15 protein-coding genes and 1 pseudogene are annotated in these 21,254 nt (G+C 52.0%); all 16 read left to right on the forward strand.

Going from position 1 to position 21,254, the window contains the following annotated elements:
- Positions 1-8,649: an ADP-ribosyltransferase-containing protein gene (locus HMPREF7545_RS02555; protein WP_006694114.1), complete on the forward strand. Its 8,649-nt coding sequence runs from the start codon at positions 1-3 to the stop codon at positions 8,647-8,649.
- 11 nt (positions 8,650-8,660) lie between these two features.
- Entirely contained in the window at positions 8,661-9,740 is a 1,080-nt protein-coding gene (locus HMPREF7545_RS02560; RefSeq protein ID WP_006694115.1) for a hypothetical protein, read from the forward strand.
- A gap of 4 nt (positions 9,741-9,744) precedes the next feature.
- A complete protein-coding gene (locus HMPREF7545_RS02565; protein ID WP_006694116.1) occupies positions 9,745-10,296 on the forward strand; it encodes a hypothetical protein in 552 nt (183 codons plus the stop codon).
- Positions 10,297-10,308: 12 nt separating this feature from the next.
- Complete coding sequence (locus HMPREF7545_RS02570) at positions 10,309-10,650, forward strand: hypothetical protein (protein ID WP_006694117.1); 342 nt, start codon at positions 10,309-10,311, stop codon at positions 10,648-10,650.
- Positions 10,647-10,811, forward strand: coding sequence for a CD1375 family protein (locus tag HMPREF7545_RS02575; RefSeq protein ID WP_006694118.1), 165 nt, complete (start codon positions 10,647-10,649; stop codon positions 10,809-10,811). Before HMPREF7545_RS02570 ends, HMPREF7545_RS02575 begins: the two co-directional genes overlap by 4 nt.
- Before the next feature lie 72 nt (positions 10,812-10,883).
- The gene (locus tag HMPREF7545_RS02580) at positions 10,884-11,138 is read left to right on the forward strand and encodes a hypothetical protein (RefSeq protein WP_040571146.1); all 255 of its coding nucleotides are present in this window, start codon (positions 10,884-10,886) and stop codon (positions 11,136-11,138) included.
- 4 nt (positions 11,139-11,142) lie between these two features.
- On the forward strand, positions 11,143-11,493 hold the full coding sequence (locus HMPREF7545_RS02585; RefSeq protein ID WP_006694120.1) for a hypothetical protein: 351 nt from the start codon (positions 11,143-11,145) through the stop codon (positions 11,491-11,493).
- Complete coding sequence (locus tag HMPREF7545_RS02590) at positions 11,453-11,947, forward strand: peptidoglycan recognition protein family protein (protein ID WP_040571147.1); 495 nt, start codon at positions 11,453-11,455, stop codon at positions 11,945-11,947. Before HMPREF7545_RS02585 ends, HMPREF7545_RS02590 begins: the two co-directional genes overlap by 41 nt.
- A gap of 13 nt (positions 11,948-11,960) precedes the next feature.
- A complete protein-coding gene (locus HMPREF7545_RS02595) occupies positions 11,961-12,578 on the forward strand; it encodes a glycoprotease (protein WP_155812203.1) in 618 nt (205 codons plus the stop codon).
- 99 nt (positions 12,579-12,677) lie between these two features.
- A complete protein-coding gene (locus HMPREF7545_RS02600; RefSeq protein ID WP_006694123.1) occupies positions 12,678-13,328 on the forward strand; it encodes a hypothetical protein in 651 nt (216 codons plus the stop codon).
- Positions 13,329-13,467: 139 nt separating this feature from the next.
- Positions 13,468-13,956: pseudogene (locus HMPREF7545_RS02605) on the forward strand (magnesium chelatase subunit ChlI family protein); the annotation flags it as partial.
- Between the two features lie 25 nt (positions 13,957-13,981).
- Positions 13,982-14,308, forward strand: a complete 327-nt coding sequence (locus HMPREF7545_RS02610; protein ID WP_040571195.1) for a YqfO family protein — start codon at positions 13,982-13,984, stop codon at positions 14,306-14,308.
- Positions 14,309-14,388: 80 nt separating this feature from the next.
- Positions 14,389-15,321 carry a hypothetical protein gene (locus tag HMPREF7545_RS02615; RefSeq protein WP_040571148.1) on the forward strand — a complete coding sequence of 311 codons (933 nt, stop codon included), beginning with the start codon at positions 14,389-14,391 and terminating at the stop codon, positions 15,319-15,321.
- A complete protein-coding gene (locus tag HMPREF7545_RS02620) occupies positions 15,318-16,025 on the forward strand; it encodes a glycosyltransferase family protein (RefSeq protein ID WP_006694127.1) in 708 nt (235 codons plus the stop codon). The genes HMPREF7545_RS02615 and HMPREF7545_RS02620 overlap by 4 nt, the downstream gene beginning before the upstream one ends.
- 30 nt (positions 16,026-16,055) lie before the next feature.
- Entirely contained in the window at positions 16,056-17,819 is a 1,764-nt protein-coding gene (locus HMPREF7545_RS02625; RefSeq protein ID WP_006694128.1) for an O-linked N-acetylglucosamine transferase, SPINDLY family protein, read from the forward strand.
- A gap of 35 nt (positions 17,820-17,854) precedes the next feature.
- Positions 17,855-21,247 carry a DNA polymerase III subunit alpha gene (locus HMPREF7545_RS02630; RefSeq protein ID WP_006694129.1) on the forward strand — a complete coding sequence of 1,131 codons (3,393 nt, stop codon included), beginning with the start codon at positions 17,855-17,857 and terminating at the stop codon, positions 21,245-21,247.
- Positions 21,248-21,254: the final 7 nt, after the last annotated feature.

Consider the following 21,254-nt stretch of genomic DNA (forward strand, 5'->3'; position numbering starts at 1 on the left):
ATGAAACCGGAAGAAGCAGCAGAGCTGCATAAGAGAATACTCAGTGATGCGTTTAATCCTGAGACTGCGTGGTATCCGTATAATCCTGCATACCATAACAGCGACGAACTGAACGATATCGTAAACTATGCGCCGACAAGCGAATACGCGACCTATGACACGGGCAGACGTGACGACGCGGGCAATCCGATCATGAGCAGCGACGTGATGGATTTGATGATGACAAAGTCCTATGAGCCGCAAAAAGAACCGGATTGGTCTGTCTCTAATATCGCGGATGCGGTCTATACAAAGCTGCGGGACAACTTCTATGATGGCAGTGTTCAGCCCGTCGATTTTGACAATCCATATTACACAAAAGACATGACTGCACCGCCGGAGCCGATCACAGGGAAAGACCTCATCAAAGGGGCTATGCCCGAGAGTTTTCAGGCATCCAAACTCTATGCGGATTATTTCTACGGTGAGGACGAAAAACGCGAGCAGATCAAGAAAGCGCATGACCTGACGGGGATTCGCGCGGAGACGATTGCCAATGACCCAGATGTATGGGAAAAGGTCATGAAGATTGTCCAGCGTGCAGAAAAACTCAAAAAACTTCCTGGCATGGTAGATGCGAACGGCGATCTCAATATGAGCCGCGTCTATGAGGCGATGCCGTATCTTCGGGAAATCGTCGAAAAGCACGGAACCAATGAAGCTGTTATGATGCTCCAGAATGCCGAGGGGCTGCGGACTGTGGGCGATGCCTACAACAACGAATTTACCCGGTTTGCTGGAAGCGTAGCGACGGGTGTGGAGCGCGGCTATTATAACATTCGCAAGCAGTTGACTTACGCCAATGCGATGATTGGCAGGCGCAAACTCACCGAAGATGAGCAGAATTGGATTACGGCGCTTGACAAGAAGAAGGAGGAGTTGCCCGAATACTCCTATGGCGGTGTTGGGCAAGCAGTTGGTGCGATGATCGGCGGTGCCGCCGAGAATATCCCGATGATTGCTTCTTCGCAAGGTGCAGGAGGTACGGCGGGCGGTATCACTTTTGCTGTGACAAAAAGCCCGACCGCAGCGCAATGGGTCTACAGAATTGTTTCTACAGCCGTTATGGGGCTTGAGATCGGCGGCAGTCAGTATGAGGAGAATCTCAGCAAACTGGACGCAAAGGGACGCGCGATGTATACGCCGACAGAGGCGGCGGCGCTCTCTGCAACGCAGGGACTTGCCGAAGGTGTCATTGAGCAGCTTGCTTTGCAGAAGATTGCCCGCACGATTTTTGGACGTGGGGATGCAAAGGCACTGCGTGATCTCTATGCAGGTGCAGGAGCAAAAGATTTGGCACTGGCTGCAGAAGGGGCAACTGCAAACGAAGCGGCGCGTGCACTCATCAAGGAACGGATTCTTGGTGCGGCAAAAGCGGGCGCAATTACGTTTAATACGGAGCTGCAGGAGGAGTTTGCCCAGCAGGTCTCGGATATGGTCATCGAGAACATGGCGCAGATGGCACTCAAGGGGGACGATGCCGAGATTGCATCCGTCAGAGAAATCCTGCAGAAATCTACCACCGCCGCAATCGAAGCCGCGCCCTCTATCGCCGGATTCGGGCTTCTCGGCTTTGGCGGTCATGTGGGTGCCCATACGAATACGATGCTGAATGCTCGCTCTCACATGGAACAGCTCGTGAAGAATCGTCTCTATCGGAGTGTCAACGAGAATCAGAACCTCATCAACACCGTGGAGGCGGTCGGGGACAACCTGAAGAACGTGCAGGAACTCCAGGGCAAGGCCCCCGATCTTGTGAATGAGATGCTGGACTCGCAGAATCGCCGCTATGGGATAGAGACAACGGTCGTAGATATTGTGTCACTCAATCAGGAAGAGGGCGGCGCGGAGCTTGTGCAGGAGATTGCCGTCGCAAACAACATCAGTGCGGAGGAGCTGCAGGCGTGCGCGGACGGGACGGGGATGCTTCCCGTCAAAACGTCGACCCTCCAACAGATGACAACGAATCTGGACGAGGAGAAACGCAAGGCACTCTTTCAGAACATCACAAAGTCCTCTGATCTCTACACGGATAAGCAGACGCAGCAGGAAGCGAAGGTCATCAAGGAGATTCTGGGTGCATTCCGTGAGAAGACGGAGGCGGAAGTCGGCGATTCCGTTGACCGCTATGTCGAAAGCGCGTTCACGGAGGACGGGCACCGCGCCCTTGCACGGGATATCTTGCTCGCCGATGTGAATCACCCCGGAGCAGAGATTCAGCGACGTAAAAAGCAGCTGGATGATGCACTTGCAGAGCTGAATACCGCAGCACAGGAGACCGCAGAGGCGGCGGAGTATCTTGCACATATTCAGCCTGAGATTGACAAGATCAACGCGCAGAAGGAAGCTCTTTCGGCGGTCGAGGGCACAATAAAAAGCATCCAACCCGGGGACGTTGCTGCAACAGCAGAGCTGACCCCCGAGGCAAGAGGCGTATATCATGATCTTGCAGGACAGCTCAGTAATGCTAAGAGCAAGAAAGCCCGCACCGCTGCGCGTGCTTCTGCGCTTCTTACTGCGCGCTATGCTGAGCGTATGGCGAAAATTTACAGCGAGGTAAAGGGCGAGCCGTACACCGCCGCAGACTATATGCGCGAACATCTCCGTGTGGATGCGCGTGCGGATGACAAGAAAAGAGAGGCGGCGAAGAAAAAGGCAGAGGTCGTCAAGGATTTCATTGACACGCATTTCCCCGATGCCGCCGAACGCGAGATGGCAGTCATTGCAACGATGCAGGATGCCGTAAGCCCCGCGAAGGGATGGCGTAGGCTCTATAACGACTTTGTGGAAGATCGCGATGAACTTCTACGTCCTGCGCTGGATGCGCTGGGGCGCGGGATGGGCAACGGTGTCGATATTGTTCCGATTGATGATGATGGACGCGGAATACGTGTGTCCAATAATGAACCCTGGTATCGATACTTTTACAAGGAGAACGGGCGACCGCCGCGCAAGGGGGAACTCACCGACCTTGCCTATCGTCTCACCGTCGGTGATGCATCCGCACCGAAAATCGAAGGATGGGCGCCGGCATCGCAGGAAGATATAGACGCGATGGAGGCCACAAAAGGTCAGCTTGACGAACTGAACGGCTACATCCATACCCTTGAAAATATCAAGGAACGCATGATGCAGATGGATACGGAAGCGTTGAATCAGGATGAGGCGCAGACGGGAGTGTTCGGGGACAGGGAAAAAGCAATTGCTGTGCGTGAGATTCGTAATCTTGTTCCGCTGGAGGTTGTTCTAACGGGGAAACCTTTGGATAAGAAGGCGGCAGAAGCTGTTTTTTCGACCTTTGGCGAAGTAGAAAATCCGCGTTATGGAACGTATGCGACATTCCCGAAAAGTATGGTCGGCAAGATTATCAAGCATCGTGGTTTGGATGTATCTCAGATGCTTACTGATATTCCACGGCTGTTTTCTTCTTCTGTACTGGCCCTTGTTGAGCCGGAGTACAAAAAAGAAGGACATAAGGAACATCCTAATATACTTGCCTATCATCACTATGTCAATAAATTTACGGCGGATGGTACGACATACTATATACGTTTTTCGCTCAGAGAAGAGAAAACAAAGAACCGCGCAAAACCAAGCGCAAAACGCATTCTTCACTCGACGGGAATCAGTGATATTCAAATCTACGAGGAAAACAAAAAAGACGTTTCCTCTCAACGTATCCGGGTTAGTGACCCGGGCGAAGAGAGCAAAACGTCTTTTGTTGATCATAGATTAGCAGAACTTTTCGATTCTGTCAAGGATATTCCTGCGGATGAGAATGCAGAAACCTTAGAGCAATCCGCATGGCACGGCTCACCGTATGACTTCCGCGAGTTCCTGCTTGTGATGCTTGACACAGATGGGGAAAACGTTGAATTTGCACAGGAGGAGATTCGGCCACAGAAAGATGTTGTCCGCGCACAGTACGATGGTACAGCTCAGTGGATGAAAGCCCCGAACGGCGAGGACACGAATCTCACTGAAGATCAGTGGCTTGCCGTGCGTACGCCTGCGTTCAAGGCATGGTTCGGGGATTGGGAGAATGATCCCGCAAATGCGTCGAAGGTCATTGATGAGAATGGCGAGCCGCTTATTGTTTATCATGGAAGCGATGCAAACTTTGATGTTTTTGACAGGACAAAAGGGCGCGAAAATATGGACATTCAGGGAATGTTCTTTTCTCCGTGGGAGCTTGATTCAAAGGGGTATGGAAAAAATGTGCGTGCGTTCTTCCTCAACATCCGCAAACCTGCGGTAAATGGAAAGGCGTATGAGGCGTTTAGACGGTATGATGGACAAAACTATGCGGGCATCAAGGCACGCGAGGATTTGGAAAGCAACGGCTATGACGGCGCCATCGATGGGGACATGGAGGATGAGGATTTAGAGTTTGTCGCATTTGAACCAAATCAGATTAAATCTGCGACGGAGAACAGCGGTGCATTCTCTGCGGATGATGCGAATATCTATCATCAATCCCCAAAGGAAAAAGGATCTCCGAAAGGAAATATCACCGCGACGCGCGGCGGTATGCATCGGCTTATCTCTCTCATGCAGTCGGCAGATCAGTCGACGTTTATGCACGAGATGGCGCACAACTTCCTGTTTGATTTGGAGCACATCGCGGAGATTGCGCCCGAGAGCCGATACACGAAAGACCTTGCGACGATTCAGAAATGGGCGTCGTGGACGAAAGGTGCGGCAGATGAATACGCGGGGACTGCGTCTGCGGCAGAGTTCCGTGACCGTGAGGATAAGATTCTCGCGGCAGAGAAAGACGGCAACACGCTGGAAGCTGAACGCCTGAAGCATGAATGGGTTCAGGAGCGTTTTGCCCGTGGATTCGAGGAGTATTTGCGCAGCGGGGAAGCCCCTGCACAGGGACTGCGCGCCGTGTTCCGCCGTTTCAAGGCGTGGTTGACGCGGATTTACAAGGATGTAACGGGCGCGGGAGTACGTGCCTCTGCAGAGGTCGAGGCAATCATGGCGCGTATGATTGCAACAGACGAGGAGATCGAAGCGGCGGCGGTCGTCAAACGTGCGCAGCGTCTCCAAAAGATTGATCCTGAACTTCTCAATGCGGATTCTGCCGAGACGATGATTCAGTGGGAGACAGAGGCCAAGGAGCGCGCAAAGGAAACGCTGCTCAAAGAGCTTATCCGTGAGATGCAAGGGCGCGACGTTGACGCACACATGGAGGAATACGAAGCACAGCTGAAAGCTGAGATGCGGGAGAATCCCGTTTGGCAGGCGGAGGCGGTTGCGGAGACATTTGGCGTTGGTCAGGTCATCGCAAGCGGCTATTATCCTACGGTGGAGTCGTATGAAAAGGCACTCAAAGATGCCGGCGGCGGATTCGACGCAGCTTATAATCGTCAGATGCGCGAGGAGCGGGAACGCTACAAGACAGAAATGCCGAACGCAGAGGCGATTGCTCGGCGAGCAGAGGAGGTGCTTGCATCACAGGAATACACCGCGCGTCAGACGGCACTTGAAGGAGAGCTCCTGAACGAGTATATCAAGGCGTATGACAACGCCCCGCAGCGTCTCAAAGATGCGATGATCGGCGTTGCGCGTGCACTGGAACGTGAGGAGGATGCGCCGCTTGAAAAGGCGGTGACGGCTCTCAAGTATGCGTTCCGCTGGCAGGAGAAACAGGCAAAGGAGATTGAGGACTTGCGGATGCTCCTCTCTGCATCGAAAGAGGCGGGGGAGGAAGACCGTACAAAGATGCGCGAGAAGTTCGGGGAGGCGTTTAACCGACTCAAACTCTCTGCGGCGCAGAACCTCGAAGCCGTGCGCAGCCTCCGTGATTCGGCGGAGGGAAGAGTTGCTGCGATGCGTGTATATGCACAGCAGCACCTTGAGAACGCTCCAATCCACGAGGCGACGAATACGCGTCATTGGATGCGGCAGGTACAGAGCGCCGCAAAAGAGACAGAACGTCATCTCACGAATATGCTCCGCAAGAATAATGGAATTGAGAAGGAGGACAAAGGCGACAAAGACCTTGCGGCGGCACGCACGGCAAAGACCCGTCAGCTTGCGATGGAGGCAATGACGCACGAGAGCGTCAAGCTGAAGCGTGAGCTTGATCGTATGGTGAAATACTTTGCCCGCCGGGAGAAGAATCTTGCCAATGACAAGACGGGCAAGATTGACGGAAATCACCGCTATTTCATTCATCATTTACTCTATGTGTTTGGTCTTCGTCGCTCCGATGGTGTGCCTCTCATGGGAGAAGGTGCGCGTAGCTGGTCGGAATTGATGCAAGAGATCAAGGACTCCAACGATGGCTTTGATGGCGTGGATATTCCCGAATGGCTCACTTCTGCGGCAACGTCCCGCGATACGCAGCGAAAGTATACGGAACTTTCCATGCAGGAACTCCGTGATCTGCGTATGCTCGTTGAATATCTCTATGTGACGGGGCGCAACAAGAACACGCTCCTCACATCAGGTGAGAACATCGATGAGGTTTCGGCTCGTATGTATCAGAACTATGAGGAGCATATCGGTGAGCAGGACGGCGGAAAAGAAGCTCACGCCTATATGGTGCAGCTTTTGAAGCCGGAAACAATGCTCAAGGTCATCGGTGGCAAGAGCGGTGCGATTGTAGACTATCTCTACAATACGCTCTTTGATGCACAGGAAAAAAAGACGGAGGCACTTGAGGAGAACGCAAAACGATTGGAAGTGATCATTGGACAATACTACACGCAGAAAGACAGGCGCAAAGCGTGGAGCAAGAAACTGGGGATAAATCTCACGGATGGCACAGAACTGACAAAGGAGAATGTGCTCTCTATGGCTCTCAACTGGGGCAACGAGGGCAACCGTTCCCGCCTCGTCGCAGGTCTCTCGACGAAAACACCGTATATGGAGAAGGATGTCGAGGAGATTTTTGCAAAGACGATGACCAAGAAAGACTGGGCATTCGTGCAGGAGATATGGGATTATCTCAATGAGCACGGCGATGCGGTCAATGAGGTCGTCGAAAAGAGCGCCGGCACGCCGATGAAGCGTGTTGCACCGGATGAATTTACGATCGAGGCATCGACGGGAGAGTTGCTGACCATTCGCGGCGGGTACTATCCGATTCGGTATGACCCGAAGCGTTCTGAGCGTGCAGCAGATCAGGAGCTTGCAACTGTCGCCGAATCGGTTGGCGGCGCTATGGCGTTTGGGTCTGGAATGGGCTCAACGAAGAACCGTGCAAACGGGGCTCCGCTGGGGCGGCCGCTTGACCTCTCTTTGGATGTCATGTATCGCCACATTGATCAGCAAATACATATTGCTACGATGCGCCTTGCTTGCCGTGATGTCTATAAGCTGCTCAACCATTCGGCGGTTAAAGAACCGATCTTGCAGACGCTCGGAAAAGACGCCTATGACAGTCTGAAACGATGGGTTGAAAATACATGGCAAGAGCCAATGAATAACAATCTTTACATTGAGACTAAAGCGGAGGAGTGGCGCGCGAACACGGTGACGGCGATTATGGCGTTCCGTGTATCGACTGCACTTCTCAACGCATCCAATATTATGCCGATGGCAGATCGCCTCGGCACAGTCAATGCAATTCAGGCGATGTTGCAGTATCTCCGGCACCCGCAGAGGATCCGTCAATTCGTACTCAATGATTCGGCGTTTATGCGGAACCGTGCTCATAATATGGATCGCGATCTGAATACCAAAGGAAAAGACATTTTCGGCGGAAAGAACTCCGTTCGGAAGTGTCTTATTAAGTATGGGACATGGCTCATGGAGGAGACAGACATGCTCTGCAGTGTGCCAACCTATTATTGGACATATCAGGGGCGGTACAACAAGGAGGTAGCGGACGGGACAGATGAGATTATCGCCCGTGAGCGTGCGCACCGAGAAGCCCATGAAGCAGTACGTTCAATCTTCGGTTCTGCAGATTCGATTGACCGCTCGGCGGTGCAGCGTTCGCAGAGCGGGCTTGTCAAGGCGTTTACGCCATTCTTTAGCTTCTTTAACGCACAAATGAACGCGGTGTGGGAGAAGTATTATGCAGGGCGTTATGATAAGCACAAGAGCAGCTTTGTCGAGCGTTATTCCGGGTTTGTTCGTTCCTATCTTTTCCGTTTTGTCGCAATGGCCGCAATCGAAACGATGATTCGGCAAAGCCTTGAAGCTGTTTCGGCGGGAAGTGGTGATAAAAAAGATAAAGACGAATGGTATAAGAAATTTTTGAAGCAGTGGGCGGCAAATTCTCTCGGGAGCGTCGCAAGCGGATTCCCGGTGATCAATATGGTTGGCGAGATCGCACAAGGGATGATTACAGGAAAACTGCAACAAGGGCGCAATAGCGGCGTTGTATTCGCGGCCGTTGGGCGACTTACCGACCCAATACAGATGGCGTATTCGCTGCAAAGCGATAAGTCCAAGATTGACGCGATTGATTTTGGCCGCGCGCTGACAAAGGGAATCGCAGGAACGATGTATGCTGTTCCGGATACCTTGACCGATGGCTTCTGGAATACGGCGCGCTTCATGGCCGACAATTACCGTCTCAATAATCCAGATGATCTGCGTGAATTTATCGCAAAGACAATTCTGGATAAGAAACTCAAACAGAAATAGGAGGTATCAACATGACTGTTGAAAATCCGAATGTCAAGAATACGTATGGGGGGAACGGTTCTACAACCGTTTTCCCTTTTACATTTCTGCTCAACTCTGAGGACGTGAATAATGTTGTCGTCACGCTGACCAATGAGGACGGTGCGGAGACGACAACAACAGATTTTGTGTTGTCACTAAGCGATAAGAGCGTGCTCTATCCAAAGAGCGGAGCACAGCCGCTGCCGAACGGGTGGAAGATTACAATCCAGCGTCAAATCCCTTACACTCAAACACTCAATCTGATTAGTCAAGGGATATTCTATGCCGAGGACATAGAGGCACAGCTTGATCGACAGGAGATGCAGATACAGCAACTCGCAGAGATTGTCGAGCGCACTGTGCGCGTCGCGATCAGCTCTGACATTGACCCTGCCGAGCTGATTGCAAAAATCTTCCAGACGGGTGTTGATGTTGCTGCGCAGCTTCTCGCCGCACAGCAAAGCGCATCTGCGGCGCAGCAGGCCGCACAGAACGCACAGGAAAGCGAAAGCAACGCGTCGCTCGATGTTGTCCTCGCAACCAATGCAAAAAATACCGCAGAGGAACATCGGCGTGCCGCCGAATCCGCCGCGGGCGCAGCGCAAACGGCGCGAACGGAAGCAGAGCAGAGCAGACAGGAAGCCGGCAAAAGTCAAACGGCAAGCGCCGCATCCGAAACGCACGTCAAGGCAATGGAGGAAAATATTACCTCCATGAAACAGCACATCGACGGAATCAACGTCGAAGTCGACAAAGCCGAATCTGCCGCAAAGAGTGCACAGGAAAGCGCAAAAAGTGCCAAAGAATCTGCCGCCGCCGCACAAAAAGCCGTCGGTACCTATTCCAAAGCCGATCTGGATAAAAAATTCCAGGAGATCGACCAACAGAACGCCTCTAAATTTGTCGCGAAATCCGGCGACAGCATGACAGGTGCGCTCACGGTACCTGCTCTGACCGCTACCGGAAAGATCAAAGCTGATGGCGGAGTAGAGGGAAATGCCTCGACGGCGTCGGCACTCAGCACAAATGTCCTGACGTTTGCCAACGGAACAAAAATCTGGGTGGAGTGAGATCATGGCGGAACTGGTTAAAAAACTCAAACTGCAAAATACCAAAGGCGTCGTCGAATCCTGCACGCTCTACTCAACAAAAGAAGAAGCGAACGCAATGGGCGGTGTCCTGCCGCTCCATGTGGACGGCGTCGACTGCTTCACAGCGCTGGGGGCTGTCACCGAAAGCGAAGCGACCAGCGGCCGGCAGGAGAAAAACGGAGTATCGCTTGCGATCTTAAAGCAGGGTGGAATCACGCCGGGGAGTATCACCGTGCAAGGAACGGGAACATTTACCGTCCCGAAAGGTGTTGCTGTTTTGCAGCTGACATATTTAAACGTAAACCAACAGAAAATCACTAGCTATGTAAAAGTAGAAGCAGGGAAAACGTATGGATACGAATCAAATTATGTATTTGCGGGTCATGCTGGCGGTCGTATAGTCAAAACAGTGTTTGGTAATTTCACTTTTCAAGCAGGCGGCATACACGGAGAACCAATAGGAAGTGGACCATTACCAATCACCATCGCATGGTCAAACAGCATCAATAAAGAGACGCCCAACGGCACCGCATAAAAGGAGAGCACAATGAACAAATACGCAGAAATCCTATATGGCAAAGTCCGCTCCGTCCACGAAGATGAACGCGACTTTGATACATGGCGAAGCATATTCTCGCCCTCTACCTACTGGGTAGACGTCACGGGCGTGGAATGTAAAGTCGGCTACGTTGTCACATTTGACCCCAATATCGGACTTGTCCTTAGTCCTCCGAAAACGGAGACACCAAAGGGAGAGGATACGCACCCGACGGAAGAAACAGCCGACGAAGAACGCGTATCCATATTTGAAGCTGTCGCCGCACAAGAAGTGCGCCTCGCAGAAATCGAAGAGGCCCTGCAAACACTGAAAGGAGGTGAGAAAAAATGAAGAAGTACAGCTATATGATTCCCGTCTATGCATTCCTCGTGCGTCATGAAAAATACGCAATTTCTGAGGAGAGCAAGACGGAAGGACAAAAAGTCGTGCCTGTCATCTATCAAGAGGATGTCGCCCTCTACATTGCGGAGCATGCGGAGAAAGAAGTGTAATCACAGGGAGTAGGGGCGTTACTCCGTCGGAATAGCGCCCCTATGTATAAAGAAACAATTAGGAGGCGCAACGTGGCAAGAGGAGAAATACTGGCCGAGCTCGAGAGCATCAAAGCGCAGATTAAGATCCTTGCGGAAAAACTGCCGATGGGACGCGATCAGCTCTATGCAATCAATGAGCGGATTGCCCGTCTGGAAGAAAGCACAAAGTCCGCGCATCATCGGCTGGACGAATTTAAGCATGACGTCTGTTGGACGATTGGGATGAGTACGACCATCGTCGGCATCTTCGCGTCGATTCTGACGTGGGCGCTCGGAGGAAGGTGAGACGATGCTCAAAGTCTCACAGTGGCTCAGGAAAGGCAAAAAGTACCTGCGCAACATGACCAAAAGTCATGCGGCCATGCGTTACATAGTATGGTATGCGGCGATGCTCGTTATCGGCTGTACCATCTACGTTAGCGCATGGCTCTATGATTGGTATACTGCGCTGCGGCCCGATCTCGTGGAGTTCCGAAATTTTCTCCACGAGATCAGCGGGGCGGCATGGATTGCGGCGATTGGTTTTTTGGCCAAAGCGTTTATTGACCAAAATAACAACGGAATCCCGGACCAATACGAAGAGAAGGAGGACAAGGATAATGGAAAGAGTAAACCTGAAGGACCTGCATCTGACGTATGATGCGGGAAACCTGCAAACGCGCAGAGCAACCGATATGATTGTCCTGCATCACACGGGAAATCCCACGGATGATGATCTATCTGCGGAGGAGATCAACGCATCGCATCAGGCGCAGGGGTGGACGTGTATCGGCTATCACTATGTTGTGCGCAAGGATGGAACAGTGGAGATTGGCCGCCCGCATTGGACGATTGGTGCGCATGCGGCGGGAGAGAACTCGCACACAATCGGCATCCACGTCTGCGGCAATTTTGAGATCGGATATCCGACAGCCGCGCAGATTGAGAGTACCGCGATGCTGTTGGCTAACGTCTGCACGGATTACGGACTGCCGATTGACCGCGATCACATCGTCGGGCACAGAGAGCTGATGGGGACGGCGTGCCCCGGGCAGAATCTATTTGTGCAGATGGATGAGATTGTCGGCAAGGCGAATTTTTATGCCAATCAGTGAGGAGGTGAGCGAAATGCTCCAAAAAGCAAAAGACTTTGTGGCAAAACACAAAACAGCCGTGCTGGCGATCCTGTGCATCCTGCTCGTCGGCATCGCATACGCCGTCGGCAGACACTCCGCGGCAGATACGGAAGCCGAAAAACCTGCCGTCATGACGCAAGAGCAGACGCAGGATGTTAAGACACTGCGGGCGCAGCTGGACATCAGCAAGAGTAACGCTGAGACATTACAGCGGCGGCTTGCGGACGTGCAGGCGGGACAGCACGTTCCTGCGGCTACCTATTACGTACAGGCGCAGACTGTTGAGAGAGCTGCGAAGGCCGTCGAGCGGCAGATCAAGACGGACGACCCGACGCTGCCGAGAGCAGCACGCGAAAAGTCTGATCGGACGGTCGTAACACCAATCACGATGGACAAGGATGGCAAAGACCTGCCGCCCGAACAGCAGAAGGTTGACGTCTATAAGGTCAACCTGCGCAAAGATCACCGCATCAAGGCGGGGGCAACCGTGATTGACGGCAAGGCGCTTATGTCCGTTGGCTACGAGCAGGGGCGTTTTGAGGCGCTTGCTCACCTTGACGGCGGACGTTACAAAGGTGTGACCGTGATGTATAACATTGCCGAATGGTAAAATTTCCCCGGTGTAGAAAATCTACACCGGGGCTTTTTTGTTTTATAAAGATGTTTTATACTATGGGGGTAAATAACCTGTGAAAGGTAGAGATATTCAATGAAGCCTTATATAAAGAGAAAACATATTATCATTTTAGGTGGATTGGTGGTGCTTTTACCAGTAATACTTCAGTATACTGTTTTTGCAAACAACATCATATCAAATACATCAAATGACGGTTGGGCTTCCTTTTTAGGGAGTTATATTGGCGGGGTGTTTGGTGGTGGAATGACGTTGACGGCTGTTTTGATTAGCATTCAAGAAACAAGACGTATACAAGAGGAAAACAAAATAGAGAGTAGAACCCGTTTAGCCAGAACAGAATTTCGAGATTCTATAAGGACAAATAAAATCCAACATGAAAATGAGATTCTGCAGAAACGTAAAGAACGTATAGGTTTTTGTAATGAGATAGCTGAATTAATTGGACGTTATTGTGCTGATATATCACGATACTTTTATGACTGTAGATTTGAACCCAAATTGGCCGACAGAATCGTGAGTAACGAATGTTTTTTTATACTCAATATAAAATTAAAAGACATAGATATTGCGAAAAACTTACTCGATGAATTAAATGATGTTCATAATGCGGTATGGTCGAATGATAGAGAGCTCGAGTATATCACTGAAGCTACGTCTAATTTAATGACTATAACGGTCAGCTTTATCAATGCCTATATCGAGGATGTGGATTTGACATCATAGATCAGGTAACACCGTATTGAAATATATGTAAAAGTAGAAAACCCGTTTTTTGACAGAGGCTATTTCTTCGGTGTAGAATTACGAGGGTATGCACGCTGTGGAGTATATTTGAGAATGGTGACTATACCCGAGTTGTTATCTACATGCTTGTCCCTGCGGCTATCTCGGCGATAAGAACCATGTGTGTGAATGCGGTGCAGGGGAGATTAAGCGCTACGCGCGGAAGTTGTCCGGTCCGCTGCTGGACCGCATTGATCTTCATATTCGTGTGTCTCGTGTAGAGTATACAGATCTGCATAGTACCCGGAAAGCTGAGTCATCTGCCGCGATTCGGCAGCGGGTCGTGGCGGCACGTCTGATTGAGCAGGAGCGTCTGCGCCGTCATGGCCTCTTTTGTAATGCTCAGATGAACCACAGCATGATCAAAAGATACTGCACACTGGAGAAGGATGCAGAGAATCTGCTGGAAGCAGCGTTTCATCGAATCAATTTGTCGGCGCGCTCCCATGATCGCATCATCAAGGTGGCAAGAACCATCGCTGACCTCAATGCCAGCGCGTCCATCACGGCGGAGCATATCGCAGAAGCGATACAGCTGCGCAGCGATGTCGGACTGAATATTGAGTGACTGTTCGTGCGAAAGTGGGGGTATGATGACAGAGCAGAGGAAATATGTAAAGCTTGAGATCTTTATTCCGGAGACTCATTTCAGTGCGTTACGAAAGGCCCTCCAAGAGGCGGACGCCGGGCATATCGGAGCGTATGACTCCTGTCTTGCCTATTCACATGTAATGGGTACATGGCGCCCGCTTGCGGGAGCCTCTCCGTACGAGGGAACTGTGGGGGCGATTTCGGAGGCGCCGGAGCTCAAGGTCGAAGTGTGCGTCGAAGCGGCGCGCCTTGAGGAAACAATGGCCGCAATTCATGCCGTACATCCCTATGAGACACCGGCGGTCTTTGTTATTCCTTTGTGGAATTGAACGTGTTGACGGATACAACTTCTTTCGAGAGTATGATATAATAAAGCGGATATGTACTCAATAGAATGGAGGAGCAGTGCTTGGCTGAAAAAATTCGACCGGAACTCCTCTCTTTTTTACGTCCGGATACTGCTCCCCTGCGCATTCTTGTGGTCGAGAGCCTGGACTATCTGCCGCGGCTGCGCGAGATGTATCCACGAGCTGATCTCTATGCTGCAACAGCTGAGATTGATGCATGTGATGCGGATTTTCCCGAGGGGATTCATTGGCAGATCCTTGATTATCTTTCGGTTCCGCTTCCCTATATACGCGGATATTTTGACTATATTATCTCTGATCTTGCGTTGGAACAGGCGGATAATCCGCAGGATATCGCCGCAGGTTTTTCGATGTTCCTCAAAGAGACGGGTGCACTTCTTACCAGTTTTCGCAATATACGGCATTGGTCTGTTTTGCAGAATCTCATGGAGGGGCATTATTATAATGTGGTCTCGCGCCTCTATGCCAGACCAGAGTTCGAGAATCTGCTCTATGCATCGTTTTATAAAAGTGTGCGGGTTAAAATGCAGCGGCGCAATGCGCCGGAGGGATTCCTCAATCGTCTTATCGCGGCGGGGTTTGAGAATCAGCAGAGCGATCTCGAGGCGGAGTTCTATCTCGTTCGCGCAGACCGCTCCATGCCGGAGCTCTCTCTTTTAAAATCAATGTATACGACATCACAGCGCGAGCAGATGGTACGCTTGATTCACCGCATTGAGTACGATGTCGTATGTTCGGAATCCGTGCGGGCATTGTGGAAGCTCTTGGAGCAGCTTGCTGTTTTTCCGGCATATATCGCTTCTCTCGTTCATGAGACGGTAATCCATACGGACATTTTTTATCGCCGTTTGTCGGTGTATTCTGCGGACCGTAATTCCTTTATCGACGAGATGCTGGGCACGGCCGCGGATGAGAGCACCGATCCTATAGCTCGGAAGATGTACCGCGAATTGCAGAGAGAACTTGCGGAATGAAGAGAGACAGCAATATGAAAGATTTGGATCAAAATAGGATTGCCTTCATCACCTGCGTTAACGATGAAGATATGTACAGTGAATGCATTCTATATCTAAAGTCGCTCCATATCCCGAGCGGCATGGAGGTCGACTATGTCCCAGTTCGCGGCGCCGCATCCATGTGCGCCGGCTATAATAAGGGGGCACTCGCAACAGATGCGAAATACAAGGTATATTTGCACCAGGATGTGCTGGTCGTCAACAAGAATATCATATCCGATTTGCTCTCTATATTTGAGGATCCGACAATCGGTCTTATCGGCATGATCGGCTGCCGCAGTCTGCCGCGCTCCGGGGTCTGGTGGGATGGGCTGCGCACCTATGGACGCGTTCTGCATCACTGTGAGCCGGAGAGCGTTGTGGACTCGCACTGCATGGAGCCGGACGGCGCATATATTGACGTTGAAGCGGCGGATGGATTCTTCCTCGCAGCGCAGTATGGCATTCGATGGCGCGAAGACCTGTTCACCGGATGGCATCTCTATGACACGTCCATGTGCATGGAGATGAAGCGGCATGATCTTAAGGTGGTCGTGCCGAATCAGGAAGAGGACTTTTGGTGTATTCACTGCCCGCATGAGAAGCCGCTCGCTCCGGAATACAAACGTTATCAAAAGATATTTTTGCAGGAATATGGTGCGGAGCTGAATCCTGAAGTTTGAGAGGAAGATGGGGAAAGGGAGGATTTTCATATGCAGGGGCAGCCGCCGCGGGAAGAGCACGCGGCAGAAGAAAAGATCAATTGGCTGAAACTCGCGACAAAATTCTCTGCGGACGGCGATCTGAAGGGAATGCGTGCCTGCGCTCAAGAGGTTGAGCGGCTAAAGGAAGGGGATATCGATGCTGCTGCCGTCAACGCCGAAGTAGCACTCTACAGCGGGCGCGTTGATGAGGCAGAGGAACTTGCGGCCAAGGTGCTCCGTGTGCAGCCGCATCACCCGCGCGCACGTATGGTGCAGGCTGGACTTGCAGCGCTTGAGTTTCGTTTGGATGATGAAATTCCGCTCCTTGCCGATCTGATTGAGGAACTCTCCCGTAAGGAAAAAGTGCTTGGCAAGGAAGACCTTTCCTACACCATCTATCGTCAAATGCTGCGTCGTGCGCGCGGATGGCTTGCCGATGCGCTCTATCTTGCCGGGGAGCCAAAGGGTGCCGCACACGAGCTCCTCATGTCAAGCCGTCTTGCAGATGAGGCGTCCGAGACGGCAGAACTGTACAGCAAGTATCTCTTTATGCGCAACTACCGCTATCTCGGCGCAAAGGAGGGCCGACAGAAGGCAGAAGTCTATGACAGCCTGCTGGGTGTAGTCCCATATACACATGATACAGCTGCGCGCTCTTCCGATCGAAAGCTGCGCATCGGGTATATATCGCCGGACTTTCGCGAGCATGCCGTCTCCTATTTTCTGATGCCGTTTCTGCGCCATTTTAACGGGAGCCGTTTTATGGTATTTTGCTATGCGACCGGCAGAAGTGACGCTGTCACCGAGCGGCTTCGCACACGCCGCGTGACGTGGCGTGATCTGCGCGGTCGTTCGCCGCGGACGGCCGCACGCCTTATCACAGAGGATAAGATTGATATATTGGTCGATCTCTCAGGACATTCGCAGGACAGTGCTCTGCCTGTTATGGCATACCGTCCGGCACCAATTCAGGTATCGGGGATTGGGTATACCAATACGACGGGGCTGCGCGTCATCGATTACTTCCTTTCCGATGAGATCTGTATTCCCCGGGGGGATGTATCAGCTGAGGCCGGTTTTACCGAGCAGATTCTGCGCCTCCCGCATTCTCATCTTTGCTATGCACCGGAGGAGATCCGTGCGATGCCGGAGACAAGCTATGAAGCGCCGGTACGAAGAAATGGATATGTGACGTTCGGCAGCTTCAACAACTTTGCCAAGGTGACGGATGAGATACTGCTCCTTTGGCGTGGTATTTTGGAATCAGTTCGCGGAGCAAAGCTGGTCATCAAAGGAAAGATTGCGAGCATTGATTCCGGTCTGCATTTTGCCAAAAAGCGATTGTCGATACTGAATTATGATCTCACGCGCGTGGAGTTTCGTCCGTTTAGTCCGGACTATCTCGAGCAGTATCGGGACATCGACATTGCACTCGACACAGCTCCATACAACGGCGGATTGACGACATGCGAGGCGCTCTACATGGGCGTTCCGGTTATCGCGCTGCGCGGACGTACACATGGGGCGCGATTTGGTGCATCCATTCTGACAAATGCAGGGGTACGAGAGCTGGTCGCTGAAAATGACATCAACTACGTACGCCGTGCAGTCCAGCTCGCGGAATCGCCAAAGCTGATCGACGGCTACCATGCAGGACTTCGTACGAGTATGAAGAAATCTCCGCTCATGGATATCCAGGGCTATATGAACGCTTTGGAAGCGGCATATGAGGAGATTTGGAAGAAGTTTTGCGCGGTGCAGTCTTCTTCATAACGATATTATGGAACTGAACGGAAGGGAGGAAATCTATGGCATTTGCTCATCTCCATGTGCATACGGAATACAGTTTGCTGGACGGCGCAAGTCGGATCAAGGAGCTTGTGCGCCGCACGAAAGAACTCGGGATGGATTCGGTCGCTATGACCGATCACGGCGTCATGTACGGTGCGGTTCGATTCTATAAAGAGGCAAAGGCACAGGGGATCCATCCCGTTATCGGATGCGAGGTCTACCTCGCACCGCGTATGCGGCAGGAACGCGCAGAGGTGGATGGTCAGCGCTATTATCATTTGATCCTTCTTGCCGAGAATGAGCTGGGCTATCGTAACCTTGTTCAGCTCGTATCTCTCGCAAATATTGAGGGATATTATTATAAACCTCGCATTGATAAGGAACTTCTGCGCCGCTACCATGAGGGAATTATCGCGCTTTCCGCCTGTGTTGCAGGAGAGATTCCGCAGGCGATTCTGCGCGGGAATATAGAACAGGCGGATGAGATCGTTCGCGAATATATCGACATATTCGGGCATGCGAATTTTTTCTTGGAAATACAGGATCACGGACTCCCTGAAGAGAAAACGGTGAATCATGCTCTTCGTGATCTGGCAGAGAAGCATGGTGTCCGACTTGTCGCAACAAATGATGTCCACTATGTTCATGCGGATGACAGCGAGTTCCATGATATCCTGCTCTGTGTGCAGACGGGGAGAACAATCAACGATCCTGACCGCATGCGCTTTTCGGGACCCGACTACTATCTGAAATCTGAGCAGGAGATGGCGGAACTCTTTGCAGATTATCCGGGAGCACTTGAAAACACGGTGAAGATTGCCGAAAGATGTCAGGTGGATTTCACTTTTGGCGAACTGCAGCTGCCGTATTATCCAATGCCGAAAGGGTATGAGAGCGATGATGTCTATCTGCGTGCGCTCTGTGAGGAACGTCTTCCCCTGCGCTATCCGGATGCAGACGATGAGATCCGTCAGCGGCTTGATTATGAGCTTGGCGTCATTCACAACATGGGATATGCCAGCTACTTCCTCATCGTTTGGGATTTTATCAACTACGCGCGGGAACACGGCGTGGCCGTCGGACCTGGGCGCGGATCGGCAGCAGGCAGCATCGTTGCCTATCTGCTCGGCATTACGAACATCGATCCCCTCCAATACGCACTCCTCTTTGAGCGCTTTCTTAACCCCGAGCGCGTGTCGATGCCGGATATCGATATTGATTTTGACGACATTAACCGCGGACGGGTTATTTCGTATGTCAAGGAACGCTACGGCGAGGATCATGTCGCGCAGATTGCGACCTTCGGCACAATGGGCGCAAAAGGCGCCATTCGCGATGTCGCACGCGTACTCGAGATGCCGTTCAGCGAGGTGTCGACAATCACAAAACTCATCCCGGCAGAGCTTAATATAACGCTGGATCGAGCGCTTCAAGAATCGACGGACTTTCGCAAGCGCTATGAGGAGGATGAGGCGGCGCGCAGGGTCATCGATCTTGCGCGAAAGATTGAGGGACTGCCGCGTAATACCTCCATTCACGCAGCCGGTGTCGTGATCGCAAAATCTCCGCTTGCAGATCAGGTGCCTGTATGGGTCTCCGAGGGGACGCTTGTCACAGAGTTCGACAAAGACGATGTGGAGGCGCTCGGCCTCCTCAAAATGGACTTCCTGGGGTTGCGCACGCTGACCATCATTGCGGATACGGTCAACCATGTCCGCCGCTCCCATGGAGTCGAGCTGGATATTGATCAGATTCCGCTGGAGGATGCGCAGACGGCAAAGATGCTTTGCAATGGCGATACGGGGGCCGTGTTTCAGATGGAGTCGGCGGGCATGACGAACCTGGTCAAGGATCTCCAGCCAAAAGGCTTTGTCGATCTGATCCCGACGGTGGCGCTCTATCGTCCCGGCCCCCTCGGCAGCGGCATGGTGACGGATTTCATTGATGGTCTGCACGGGAAAAAAGAAGTTGTCTATATGCATCCGCTGCTTGAGCCGATTTTGAAGGAGACCTTCGGCGTTGTGCTCTATCAGGAGCAGGTTATGCAGATCGTCCAGGTGCTCGCAGGGTTCACTCTCGGTCAGGCAGATATCCTGCGCCGCGCTATGGGAAAGAAGAAGCATGAGCTGCTGATGGCACAGAAAGAAATCTTTCTGCAGGGCTGCGAAAAGAACGGGATCGAGGCTTCGCTTGCCAATCGTATCTTTGACCTTCTGACACATTTTGCAGACTATGGCTTCAACAAGTCTCACAGCGCGGCCTATGGGCTGCTCGCGTGGCAGACGGCATATCTCAAGGCGCATTACCCCGTGGAGTTCATGGCAGGGGTGCTGACGAGCATTATGGATAAGACCGATAAAATTCCCGTCTATATTCAGCTCTGCCGTCAGATGAAGATAAAAATACTTCCGCCCGACATCAATTCCAGCGTGGCAACCTTTGGCATTGAAGGCGGTGCCATACGGTTCGGTCTTGCCGCCGTCCGCAATGTCGGAGAGAACGCCATTGCAAGTATGGAGCGCGTTCGTGCAGAGGGAGGGAAGTTCCGTTCGCTTGTTGATTTCTGTGCGCGTGTGGATATGCGCACACTCAATAAAAGGGCGATTGAGAGCCTGATCAAATGCGGCGCATTTGACAGCATCGGCATGGAGCGAAATCAACTGCTCGCAGCACTTGATGCGGCGATGCAGGATGCTGCACGGCGGCAGAGGGATCTGATAAGCGGTCAGATTGGCCTGTTCGGTCAGGATACGATGGAGGAGGTCCAGCAGATTCAGATCTCCTCTGATGTCCCTCCGAGTACGACCCGTGAACGGCTGACATGGGAGAAAGAAGCAACGGGATTTTACATTACCGGGCATCCGCTGGATGATTACAGCGATACGCTTGCATGTCTCCTGCCGATTGGGGATATTCCCGGTACAATACGTAAGGACCGGCAGCTTGTACGCATCGGAGGCATACTGACGAATACGAAGCGCTTTACGACAAAAAAGGGCGATACAATGCTCTTTGCAGAACTCGAGGATTTCACAGGACGGATTGAGGTCACTATTTTTCCGCGCGTATTCTATGCGCATGTTTCTGATTTGGAGCCCGATAGTATTGTCGTCATACAGGGGCGCATTGATGCTGCAGGAGAGGAGCCGAAGCTGCTGGCAGATGAGATCTGGCAAATGAATGAATATCGCACCTCATTTTATCTGACTCCGCCTGCAGATGCAGAGAGGCGTAGATTATGGACACAGATGCAGGAACTGTTTGCCGGTCATCCGGGCGATCATCCTGTCTATGTGCAGAGTGAGGGGCGTTGGCGCCGGCTGGAATCCTCCTACTGGATCGACGGGTCTGCAGAGGTCCTGAAAGAACTTGCAGAACTCATGGGAGAACGGGGCGTCAAGATACGTTAGGAGGCGT

The organism is Centipeda noxia ATCC 43541 (genome assembly GCF_000160555.1).
In the GTDB taxonomy this organism is placed as follows: domain Bacteria; phylum Bacillota; class Negativicutes; order Selenomonadales; family Selenomonadaceae; genus Centipeda; species Centipeda noxia.